The sequence below is a fragment of the Methanobrevibacter sp. 87.7 genome, from assembly GCF_002208625.1.
GTDB lineage: Archaea > Methanobacteriota > Methanobacteria > Methanobacteriales > Methanobacteriaceae > Methanarmilla.
On record NZ_MRCT01000053.1, the window covers coordinates 1 to 11,649 of the forward strand.

An 11,649-nucleotide genomic window follows, 5' to 3' on the forward strand; every position below is an offset into this window, starting at 1 on the left:
ATTATTTTTATAAGGTTTTTTTTTTATTTTTTTCATGAAAATCTTGATTTTTATCTAAAATATTTATTTAAAATTATTTTTTCTATTATTTAAAAATTAATATTATATTTAGTAAAATTATTTCATTTATTAAATTATTTTTATTAGATTTAATATTTAATAAATTTTATTAATTAATCATTTTATAAAAATAGTTTTAGTTATTGTTTTTAAAAATATAAAAAAAAGTTAATTAAAGGTTATTTTTAACCTTTTACTTTAATTGAGTTAAATAGAGTACCGGAAATGTTATCTAATGTATTTTGATCATTATTAGTTGTTGTAATAATAATATCATATTCATTATCTCCTTTAATAAATCCAAGGTATCTTGTAATATTATTATCTTCAGTTGTATATGTTATATTGTATCCTGAATTGCCACTTACATTAAGATAATCTGAACTTTGTACAGTTCCACCATCATTGTTTCCAATACTATTTGCTATTGCATTCATAAGGTCATCAATTGATGCACCATAATATCCATTTTCAGATAGACTAGTGTTATATATTTTTATTGTAACATTATTTGCTTCGAATCTAGCCATGTAATTACTGTCATTTACTTCTTTAAATGAATTTGGGATATTTATACTAAATTCTGTAAAATTGTATTGTGTACTTGCATTTACACTATTTACATTGTTATTATTGTAAATATCATTTAATGATACTCCAACAAATATTACAATTAATATTAATAAAATAATAACTCCAATACTAATTATTTTTCTTTTATTTGTTTTTGTGATATGTCTACTTATGTCTTGTTTTTTTACTGTATTTGGTTTTATTTTCTGATTTTGTTTATTTGCAGTGTTTGGTTTTGATTTAGGTGTTTGTTTTACAGTTTTTGTACTTTGTTTTTCTGATTTAGGTGTTTGTTTTACAGTTTTTAATTCTTGTTTTCGTAGTTTTTTAGCTTTATTTTCTTCTTCTTTTTCTTTTGCTGATTTAAATATTAATGATTCTCTGTTGGATTTTTTTATTGGTTTTTTATTTTCTCTATGAGTTTTTCTTTCATAGGTAAATATTTTATCTAAACTATTTCCTTTACTTTCCACTTTTGGTTGTTCTTTGTTATCCTTATTGAAGATACTTATTGCTTTGTCATTAAGTTCTATTTTTTCATCAGGTAACTTTGTGTGACAGTCTATACAGTATTCTTCATTATGAATATGTTCTTTTCCACACTTTGGACAATATTTTGCCATAATATCCCTAATTTATTTTTTAATAATATAATAAATATTATATATAATTTTAATCTTTTTTATAAATTTTTATTGAATTTTATACTGTTAATTATATAATTAATATCTTCATTAAATGAATCAATATCATCTGATACAAATAAAAATGCATACTCTTTATTCTCTTTTATAAAACCAATAGTTCTATACTCATATCCATTTGTACCATTTTTACTTATAACATCATATCCTGTTAGATTATTAACATTTCTATTAGTACTACTATTTATTAAAGCTCCACTTCTAATATCTAACTCTTCAGTTGAACGTTTAATTTCTGTAATGTTATTACTTGAAGATTTAGATTGATATACACTTAACAGTATTTTATGATTATCTTTTTCTGATTTAAAATTACCAATAACATTTGTCTGATTTTGGCTAGTATTGTAAGATTGCCAATCAGAAGGTATGCTAAAAGTGATTATTTTATTTGAAAATTCTCCTTGAGCATTACTTACTGGGTTAAGATAATTTATAGTGTTTTCTTCTATTATATTAAATGTAAATGTTGCAACAAGTGCAATTATTATAAGTGCTATTAATATTAATGTTACATGTTTATGTACGTGTTTTAATCCATTTTTTATAGCTATTTTCATGTCATTTTTTGGTTTTCTATTAAATAACTTATTTAATGATATGGATCTTTTTCTTTTCTTTGGTTTATTTGTTTTTTTCTGTTCTTTAAGGAATTCTTCTTCAAAATATTCATCAGATTTAGTTAATTCTGCATAAGGATTTTTTTCAACAGTATGTATTGGATATATTACATTTTCTTCAATTTTTTCTTCATCATTAAATATATTATTAACTAAAGTATCTTCATTATCTTCTGATAATTTTTTAAATGAAATATTTTCTTTTGGTATTTCAGTATTTTGTTCTGTGTTTTCTTGTTTGTATTCTGGTATTTCATTAATTAAAATTTCATTATCTTCTAATTCATTAATTATATTATTTGGATTTAATTCATTTTTGTCACTGTTAATTTCATGTTCTTCTGATTTTTCTGTGACTTTTTTCTGTTTTTTATTATTTTCCAAATAATCATTATTAAAATTCTTTATTTGATTTAGATTATCATTTTTTTCTTCTACAGATATTTCATTAACTTTATTGTCTGATTCTGTAGTTTTTATATTGTTTGTTTCATCAGAGGGAGTTTCAGTTATTTTTTGATTTTTATATGTTAATTCTGCACCACAATCTTTACAGAATTTTTCATTACCTTCTGATTCTTTTCCACAAATAGGACATTTAGTTTTCAAAAAATAGCACCAACCATTGGTTAATTAATTATATTTATGTTTAATTAGTATTTAAAATTTATTAAATTTTTATTATTTTTATTATATTTTTAATTTATTTTATTATTTTTTTTAATTTTTTCTATATAAATTATTTTTAAGCTATTTATATTTTATTTGTATTTATTTGTGCTTTTAATTTATTTTTTGTTTTATTATTGTTAGATTACTATTTAGTTTGTACTTTTAATTTATTTTCTTATAATAATAAAATATAAAATATAAAATCCTTTTTTAGTATTTAAATAGCTAATTATTAAATTTAAATCATTTAATAAGGATTTTTAGAAATAGTTATTTAAAATATAAAAATAAGATATGTTTAAATATTGTTTAAGTTTTTTTTTAAAAACAGTTATTAATATTCTATTTAGTAATAATTGGTTAAAATATCTTAAAAATAAGATTAACTATTTTTTTTTAGTTTTAAATTTAGAAAAACAAGTATATAATGTGATAAGGTATATTATAATACCTTATCTGTGTGTTAAAAAATGAATAGAAACAATTTCAAATGAATTGATTTCTATCTAAATTATTACTTTATATATTATTATATTTATATATTTGGGATAATTTTTACTTAACTTAGTTAATTTTTATTTATGATTTTATCAAATTTTTTTAAGAAATTTAATATTTTATCTTTTCCTTTTATGGTATTTAACCATTCTTTAGGTATTTTTGAGTATCCATAGTATATTCCAGCAAGTCCACCTGTAACTGCACCTATTGTATCTGCATCATCAGCTAAATTTACACATTTAAGTAATGCTTCTTTATATGATTTAGTAGTTACAAGAGACCATATTGATGCTTCTAATGTATCTATTACATAACCACTACTTTTTATATCATTAACTTCTTTATTAAATATACTTTTATTTATAATTCTTTTGAAATTTTCTTTTTCTTTTAAAAATTCTTTATTATCTTTATAATAATTTATTGTATCATCAATACCTTCTGATATTGCTTTATTAAGTTCCATATTATTAAGTAATTTCACAGCTATTTGACAATAAATATGACAAGCAATTTTACTTCTTATATGGTCATGTGTTAATGATGAAATTTTATATATTTTATCAACATCATCTTTTTCTAGTTTCTCTTTTGGTCCTATGAGATAAGCTACGGGTAATATTCTCATTAATGATCCATTACCATTATCTCTTTCACCTTTTCCACCACAGTTTAATGGTTTTTCTCCATCTTTATATTTTTCAATACTTTCTAAGGTGGTATTACCTATATCAAAACTTATTTTATCTTGTGTATACTCTCCATTATCATGCCATTTTCTAAATCTTTCCATTAAATCATCATAATCAATTTTTGGATAATTTATGAAACTATCTATTGTTGCAAGACTTAAGGAGCTATCATCTGAAAATGTTCCTGGTTCTTTATTGTATGTTCCATATCCAATCATTGTTTTTACAGGGGAATTATTCAATTCTTCTCTTTCTAAAAATGAAACTGGAAGACCAAGTGCATCTCCAACAATTAATCCCATTATTCCATCTTTACTTTCTATATTTTTCATGATTTTTCCTCTATTAATTCAATATTTAATTAAAAAAATAGTTAGATTAATTTTAAAATTAAAAAAAAGTTTTAAAAAATAGTATTTAATCAAGTCATCAATTTTTACTTTGAAAAAATTTATTTTTATTTAGTGATGATTATTGTTAAAAGGAATATATTTAGTTTTTAGTTTAAGATAATTTATTTTTATTTAGTGATGATTTTTATTAGTTTTTAGTTTTTTATTTCTTTAATGCTTGTTATTTTAATTGAAGTTATTTTTTTATTTGTAGTATTTAATAACATTAATAAAAATTATGGATATTTATTTTAATGGTTATTAAAATGGAGACCAGTGTCTCATAGGTTCATAGTATCCATAATAATTTAATAGATAATGATTTAATGGATTTTTATTTGCATAATAATTTATTTCTGATGTAAAGTTTTCACGAGTTATATTTCCATTTTTATATAAATATCTAATACATTCAATATGTTTACTATCTTTGTTTACTGTTTTGTAATATTTTTTTATTGGTTTTGGAAAATCTATTTCATTTGCATAGTAAATATTACTTATTGATTCAAAGTTTGTATCATTTTTATATCCTAAATAAACTGCATTATCCTTATTTTCTTCAACTGCTTTTATTAATCTTGCATCAGCTACACTATTAATATGATATTCCTGTGCTAATTTGAGATTTTCTTTTGCAATTTCCTTACTATGGGATACGTCATTAAAGTATCCAAATGCATAAATTATTGCTAAGATTATTATTATAATTAATATAATTGTTTTTTTATTATTCATTGGAAATCCTCTTTATTTAATAATCTTAGTTAAATTTTAATATATTAAATTTAACAACATAGAAAAAGCTATTATGTTAATATTTTTTGTAATTAATATTTCATAAATTTATCTTTTTTATTTAAAATATTCATTTGTTAATAATATATTAATAAATTTTATTTAATAGTATGGTATATATTATATATTAGTGATGTGTAATGACTGAATATATGACTAAACTTATTCATTCTGTAACTGAGGATATACCATTAGAGGGGGATGTTAAAAAATATAATTTAGTAATATTTTCCCCTGAAGATGGTTTTAAAACAGGAGATCATGTAACTGTTATAGGTATGGATGAATTTAATAAATTAGAAGAAGATTCTGAAAATCAAATTAATGAAATTAATAATCTTAAAAAAATCATCAATAAATTTGAATCTGAAGATGAAGATATTCTTAAACTTAAAGATTTAGCAAATAAATCTGAAGAAAAAGATGATGAAATTAGTAAATTAAAAAAAGATTTATCTGTTTTATCTGAAAAAACAAAAAAATTAGAAAAGGAAAATACTGAATTATCTTCTGAATTAGATAATAAAAATGAAGAAATTGAAGGTTTAAGAACTCAAATTGAAAAATTAAATATTGAAGTTCAAGAAGAATATTTACCTAAAGAAACTTCTCAAAGTGAAGAATTATTTAAACTTCAAAATAAAGTCAATGAAAGGAATGAATTATTATTTGAAGTTACAGATAATATTAATCAAACCATGGAAGATGCTATTTTAGACACTGTTGAAGAAACAAATAATCTAATTAATGCAAATAATAAAACTACTAGGGCTAAAATTAATAATACAGTTAGTAAAACTGAAAGAGAAGTTACTGAAAGAAATAGGGCAGTAGCTAGTAATATTAATAATATGGTAGATGAAATTAATGAAGAACTTCGTAATATTAGTTTCTGGAAACTATTATTTAATAGAAAAGATATTGATATTAAAATCCCAACAAGTGATTTAAATAAACAGGTTAAAATTGATATACCTAAAAATATTGTTGAGGATAAAAAAGTTAATGTAGATGTTTTAAAAATTAAAAATCAGCATAAAATTGATAATTTAAAACAGCTTTGGATTGAAACTGATAATAAAGGTTCTGATAAAGATCCTATTGATGTTGAACATCAAACTAAAAAAGATTAATTTTAATTAATTTTTGTCTTACACATCTTTTCTAATTTTACAACTTTCTATTTTTTATATTCTATTTTTCTTGATTTTTTTTAGAATTAGTTTTTGTTAGTTTTTTTTAGAATTAATTTTTTTTTTTAGAATTAGTTTTTCTTAGTTTTTTTAATTTTGAAATATGTTTAAAATAAGTATTTTTATTAAAAAGAATTAAATGGAAATTTAATTATTTTTTAATTTTATATTTCCAATTAATTCATAGACTTTACTTTGTTCTAAGTTAGTGTCTGATTTTATTAAGTATTTAATTTTATTTTTAGTGAATAAGTAGTATGTTTTATTATTTGCTAAGTATTTGTCATTGTCTGTTGTTTTTAATATAGTAACATTTACTCCATTAATTTGTTCTGTTGTTTTATTAATAATTACTAAATTATTTAGTTCATTTTCTTTTTCATTGTTACTAATATCTTCAGTTACTGATAAGTGATTTCCATTGTCATCTTTTAAGTAGATTATATGATTGGAATAACTTGCATCACTATCCTTTGGAAGTGAAAGTCCATTAGGTATTTTAAATTGACTTTCTACCATTGTACCTGTAGTTCCAGTATATTCGCTTATTAACCAATTTGCAGAAAATATTACTATTATTATTAATAAAATACCAATACAACAGTCTCTTACGAATTCATCGCCACTTTTTTCACTATTTATGTTTTCTTCAACACTTTCAATTTCCTTTTCTTCTTCTGTTGTTATAGTATCACTTCCAATTAGTGTATAATTAATAGTTTAATTCTTAATTATTTTTATTTAATTAGATATTTATTATTTGTCTTTACTTATTTTTTATTGATTAATTTTTAAATTTTAAAATCATTTTTTTTTAAATTCTATTAAATTTTTTAAATTTTTATTAATTTATTTTTATTCGTATACTTTTAAAGTAATTTTTAATTTATATAAATTGAACTTTATTAAGTTATTTTTATAAATTTCTAATTATTGTAAAGTTAAATTTATATTTTATATTTTTTTATTTAAATGAAAAAATATATTATGAACATTTAAAATATATATTAATTATATTAAATAGAATTTTTAATTCTTTTAAACTTTTAATTGGGGAGTAATAATATGAAAAGATACACAAAAATGGAATATGATAGTCCAGAAGAAATGCTTTTTGGGCATGCTAAATATCCAGTTAAAGGAAAAAGAGGTATTGAATTTGGTGCAGGGCATGTTGTACCTATTATTAAAGTAGCACCAGGTGAAGGTACTGAAAATAGTAAAGAAACTATGGTTTCTGAATGTTCTAATATTGCAAGAAGTGCAGCTGCTAGGGCTGTAAATGTAGGTTTACCTTCATTTATGATTGAACAAGAACATATTTCTCAACAAACTAATAATCCAGATTGGACTGGTGCTTGTACTGCTGGTCAAGCTGAAATTTTAGAAAAATATCAAGAGGAATATGGTATTAAGATTGCACTTCAAGCTACTCCTGCAGATATTCGTGATGAGGAAAAAGGTTCTGGATTTAGAACTTCTGATCAATATCAAAAAGTAATTGAATCTATTGAACAAAGTGCTGAAAATGGTGCAGATGTTATTGGTATTGAAACTACTGGTGGAAAATCTGTATCTGATTATGGTATTTCTAGGGGAGATATTAAAGCTATAATCTTTGGTATTGGTGTTCTTGGAAGTATTGATATGGAATATATGTGGACTGAAATTAGTTCAATTTGTAAAAAACATAATGTAATTTGTGGAGGGGATACTAACTGTTCTCAGTCAAATACTGCAATGTTTTTAGCAGGTGGGTTAACTGATAAAGATTGTTCACATACATTTGCTGCAATTACTAGGGCTGTTGGTGCAGCAAATAGTTTAGTTGCAGTTGAAGCTGGAGCAACTGGACCTCTTAAAGATTGTGGTTATGAAAACCCTATTGTTAAAGCTATTTCTGGTGTTCCAATTTCAACTGAAGGTAAAAATGCAGTTTGTGCTCATTCTGATTTAATGGGTAACTTAATTGCTGGAGTAACTGATGCATGGAGTAATGAATCTGTATACCATAGAGAAGAAATGGGTGGAACTACACCACAAGTATGGTTACAAGCTACTGGTTATGAAGCAGCATTAATGAATACTGCTATTGAAGCTGGTGAAGCTGAAACTTTAAGGGATTTATATACTCTCACTGATAAATATAGAGATCCTCAAGCATTAGTACTTGCTTATGATAATGCATATCGTATAGGTCAAGCAATTGTTGAATATGGTGATGATCCATATAAACGAAGTATAGCTGCAGCATTAGAAGCTGGAAAAATTATTAATGAAGCGGTTGATAGTAAAAAAATGTATTTAACTAGATTTGAAAGGGATACTTTAGACAGTGCTATTAATACATTAGAAAAATTACCTGATGATTCAGATAAATTTATTAAACAATGTATTAGAAGATATAAAAGAAAAGTACCTGACTTTGATCCTAAAAACTATGAATTATAGTTTAGTAAAATTTAGATTTATATTAAATAATTAAGAAGGGGATAATATGGCTTATGAGGAATTAGAAAGTAAAATTAATCAGAAAAACATTGCTATAAGGTATAATGTAAAATTAGAAGGCCCTGCTATTAAACCTGAAGAGCATCCAGAAGTAATTGAAATTCTTCCTGATGAAGAACCATTTAAATCAATTGCTCTTGCAATTCTTTATGAGAAAAAAGATGAAACTTTAGATTTAGTTACAAAAGCATTAGATGATAAAGTATCTCCATTAGATATTATTAATAAAGGATTGATGGCTGGAATAAATGCTGTAAGTGCACTATATACTAAAGGTATTTACTTCTTACCTGATTTAATGTTATCTGGAGATGCTATGATGGAAGCAGTAAAAGAATGTGAAAAAGTTTTAGGCCATAAAAGTGAAACTAAAGGAACTGTTGTTTCATTTGTAGCTGAAGGTGATCCTCATGATATTGGTAAAAACTTAATTTTAATGTTCTTAAGAGCAGGTGGATATGAAGCTATTGATTTAGGTAGAGATGTACCTGCAAGTAAAGTAGTTGAAGCTGTTAAAAAGTATCATCCTGTCTTTTTAACTGGAACTGCACTTATGACAACAACTATGACTGCATTCCCTAAAGTAGTCGATGCATTAAAAGCAGAAGGTCTTGAAGTTCCTGCAATTGGTTGTGGTGGAGGAGCTGTAAGAAAAGATTATGTAGAATCTATGGATATGACTGTTTATGGTGTTGAAGCTTACCATACTCCAAAATTAGCTGATGCAATTGTTAAAGACCATGAAGATTGGAGAGATTTAAGGAAAAATTATTCTGATGTTGTTGGTGAATTTGTACCAGAATATTCATAGATTTCTATCTAGTCTATAGGGAGTATATTGAATTTTATTATTCTTTATACTCTTTTTTTAAACAGATTTTCTATTATTTACTATTTTTATTGAATTTATTTATTAGCTATTTTTTAGTTATTATTTGATTTATTAATTTTATGTAGTTTTTTGGATTTTTTTAAGGTTTTTTTAGGTAGTGTTTTTTTTTAGTTTGTGTAGTTTTTTTTTAAGGTTTTTTTTTAGGTAGTGTTTTTTTTTAGTTTGTGTAGTTTTTTTTAATGTATTTTTATAAATAATATTTAATTAAATAAATTTTTATCATATATTTTTAAAAATAATATTATAGTTAATTAGTATTGAGGTAATATAATGAATGAAGAATATGCTATTGCTATTGATATAGGAACAAGTGGGATAAGAGCTCAAGCTTTAGATTTAAATGAACTTAAAGTAATATCTACATCTATTACATTAAGACATCCATTACCAGGAGCAAATGTAGTAGATCATCTTCATTTTGCTTTAAATGTTGGTTCTGAAACTGCACATAATATTTTAATTGAATCTATAAATAAAGTTATTAATAGTTTAAATGTTGATAAAGAAAAAGTTAAAAGAGTTTCTGTTTGTGGAAACCCTATACAATTATCTCTTTTTGCTAATTTAGAAATTAGAGATCTTGCATATTGGGGTGAAAATGCAATTAAAGATCAAAATATTATACCTCCATCTAGAAAATCTACTATAACTACCTCTGAAAAAATAGGACTTAATCTTAATCCTAATACTGAAGTGTATATTCCTCCAGCAATTAAACATGAAATTGGGGCTGATGCATTAGCAATGCTTTATAAATCTGGAATTCTTGAAAAAGAGGGAATATTTTTAATTACAGATTTTGGAACTAATGCTGAAATGGCATTAGTAATTGATGGTGAAATATTTACATGTTCTGCTGCAGCAGGTCCTGCAATTGAAGGACAAATGATTAAAAAAGGAAGATTAGCTTCACCAAATACTATTTCTGATTTAGACTTAGTTGATGATGGATGGATTATAAAGGTTTTAAATGATGAACTTATTCCTGTTGATGGTGAAATTATTAATCCTGAAAATGGTAAAATAATTAAAAAATCTCAAAATGATGTTGAAGCTAAAGGTATTACTGGTACTGGAGTAATTGCTGCATTTAGTTTAGGTCTTAGAGATAAAATTATTGAAGATGGTAAAATAAAAAATTCTGATAAAATTTACTTACAAGATGATGTTTATTTATCTTCTGAAGATATTGTAAATATTGGAAAAGCATTAGGTGCATTTAGAGCAGCACATTTAACTTTAGCAGAAGTTGCAGGAATAGATCTTGATGAGATTGATGCTTGTTATATGGCTGGTGCATCTGGATTTTATGTTGACCCATTAAAATCATTAGATGTTGGTCAGATTCCACCTTCTTCAAAAGAAATTTATCAAATAGGAAATACTTCTTTAGCAATGGCAAAAGATATATGTTTTAATCCAGATTTATTAAATACTTTACAAGATATTGCTGATGGAATGGAAAGTAATCATATTATGCTTGCAACATGTGAAACTTTTGAGAAAATTTATTCATTAGAACTTGCTGTATATGAACAAGGAATGCCATTATGGATGTATAATCAATGGTTAAAAAAATATGGTTATCAACAGTTACCTCAAAAAGAAGAAAATTCGAATATATATAAAATATTTGAAAGAGATATACCTGAACTTGGTGAAGATGGATTAAATACTGTTGAAATTGGTTCATTTTTAAAAGCAGAATTTGATGGTTGTATACAATGTGGTACTTGTATTGATAATTGTCCTGAAAGTGCAATTAAAATTGAAGATAAAGCAATAGTATTAAGAACTGATTTTTGTGCAGGTTTAGGTTGTCAAAAATGTGTTCTTTCATGTCCATTAAAAGTTTATGACTATAGTAAATTCCTTAATTATTATTAGTTTTTAAATTTTTTTTATTTTTTTTAATTTAATAAGTAATTTTTATTTTTTTTAGCTATTTTTAATTTAATAAAATATTTTTTAGTAATTTCATATTTTTTTTTAGAAATTCAAGAAAAAAATTTTATATATCTTCATGGCCATAAGATTTAAT

General features: G+C 23.5%; 9 protein-coding genes. 4 read left to right on the top strand and 5 right to left on the bottom strand.

Annotated elements, in window-relative coordinates:
• Positions 1–245 precede the first annotated feature (245 nt).
• The 4 genes from BGI41_RS03820 to BGI41_RS03835 all read right to left on the bottom strand — a co-directional run bounded on the left by BGI41_RS03820 (position 246) and on the right by BGI41_RS03835 (position 4,952).
• Positions 246–1,256, bottom strand: coding sequence for a zinc ribbon domain-containing protein (locus BGI41_RS03820; RefSeq protein ID WP_088538912.1), 1,011 nt, complete (start codon positions 1,254–1,256; stop codon positions 246–248).
• 59 nt (positions 1,257–1,315) lie between these two features.
• Entirely contained in the window at positions 1,316–2,566 is a 1,251-nt protein-coding gene (locus tag BGI41_RS03825) for a zinc ribbon domain-containing protein (protein ID WP_088538913.1), read from the bottom strand.
• Between the two features lie 631 nt (positions 2,567–3,197).
• Complete coding sequence (locus BGI41_RS03830; RefSeq protein WP_088538914.1) at positions 3,198–4,154, bottom strand: ADP-ribosylglycohydrolase family protein; 957 nt, start codon at positions 4,152–4,154, stop codon at positions 3,198–3,200.
• Between the two features lie 321 nt (positions 4,155–4,475).
• Complete coding sequence (locus BGI41_RS03835) at positions 4,476–4,952, bottom strand: hypothetical protein (protein ID WP_088538915.1); 477 nt, start codon at positions 4,950–4,952, stop codon at positions 4,476–4,478.
• Positions 4,953–5,152: 200 nt separating this feature from the next.
• Here BGI41_RS03835 and BGI41_RS03840 point away from each other — a divergent pair, with 200 nt between their 5' ends.
• Positions 5,153–6,145, top strand: coding sequence for a hypothetical protein (locus BGI41_RS03840; RefSeq protein WP_088538916.1), 993 nt, complete (start codon positions 5,153–5,155; stop codon positions 6,143–6,145).
• Between the two features lie 207 nt (positions 6,146–6,352).
• On the opposite strand, the gene BGI41_RS03845 is transcribed toward BGI41_RS03840, so the two are convergent.
• Positions 6,353–6,724 (bottom strand): hypothetical protein, encoded by a 372-nt coding sequence (locus tag BGI41_RS03845; protein WP_088538917.1) that lies wholly within the window; start codon positions 6,722–6,724, stop codon positions 6,353–6,355.
• A 546-nt stretch (positions 6,725–7,270) separates the two neighbouring features.
• Between BGI41_RS03845 and mtaB the strand changes: the two genes are divergently transcribed.
• The 3 genes from mtaB (at position 7,271) to BGI41_RS03860 (ending at position 11,495) form a co-directional block, all read left to right on the top strand.
• Positions 7,271–8,656 carry a methanol--corrinoid protein co-methyltransferase MtaB gene (gene mtaB, locus BGI41_RS03850; protein ID WP_088538918.1) on the top strand — a complete coding sequence of 462 codons (1,386 nt, stop codon included), beginning with the start codon at positions 7,271–7,273 and terminating at the stop codon, positions 8,654–8,656.
• 46 nt (positions 8,657–8,702) lie between these two features.
• Complete coding sequence (gene mtaC / locus BGI41_RS03855; RefSeq protein ID WP_088538919.1) at positions 8,703–9,527, top strand: methanol--corrinoid protein MtaC; 825 nt, start codon at positions 8,703–8,705, stop codon at positions 9,525–9,527.
• A gap of 351 nt (positions 9,528–9,878) precedes the next feature.
• The gene (locus tag BGI41_RS03860; RefSeq protein WP_088538920.1) at positions 9,879–11,495 is read left to right on the top strand and encodes a methylamine methyltransferase corrinoid protein reductive activase; all 1,617 of its coding nucleotides are present in this window, start codon (positions 9,879–9,881) and stop codon (positions 11,493–11,495) included.
• Positions 11,496–11,649 lie beyond the last annotated feature (154 nt).

What these genes read in the sequence shown, in the direction of transcription:
- BGI41_RS03820 (WP_088538912.1), bottom strand. Translation starts at nt 1,256, where the DNA reads ATGGCAAAATATTGTCCAAAGTGTGGAAAAGAACATATTCATAATGAA.
- BGI41_RS03830 (WP_088538914.1), bottom strand. Translation starts at nt 4,154, where the DNA reads ATGAAAAATATAGAAAGTAAAGATGGAATAATGGGATTAATTGTTGGA.
- BGI41_RS03835 (WP_088538915.1), bottom strand. Translation starts at nt 4,952, where the DNA reads ATGAATAATAAAAAAACAATTATATTAATTATAATAATAATCTTAGCA.
- BGI41_RS03840 (WP_088538916.1), top strand. Translation starts at nt 5,153, where the DNA reads ATGACTGAATATATGACTAAACTTATTCATTCTGTAACTGAGGATATA.
- BGI41_RS03845 (WP_088538917.1), bottom strand. Translation starts at nt 6,724, where the DNA reads ATGGTAGAAAGTCAATTTAAAATACCTAATGGACTTTCACTTCCAAAG.
- mtaB (WP_088538918.1), top strand. Translation starts at nt 7,271, where the DNA reads ATGAAAAGATACACAAAAATGGAATATGATAGTCCAGAAGAAATGCTT.
- mtaC (WP_088538919.1), top strand. Translation starts at nt 8,703, where the DNA reads ATGGCTTATGAGGAATTAGAAAGTAAAATTAATCAGAAAAACATTGCT.
- BGI41_RS03860 (WP_088538920.1), top strand. Translation starts at nt 9,879, where the DNA reads ATGAATGAAGAATATGCTATTGCTATTGATATAGGAACAAGTGGGATA.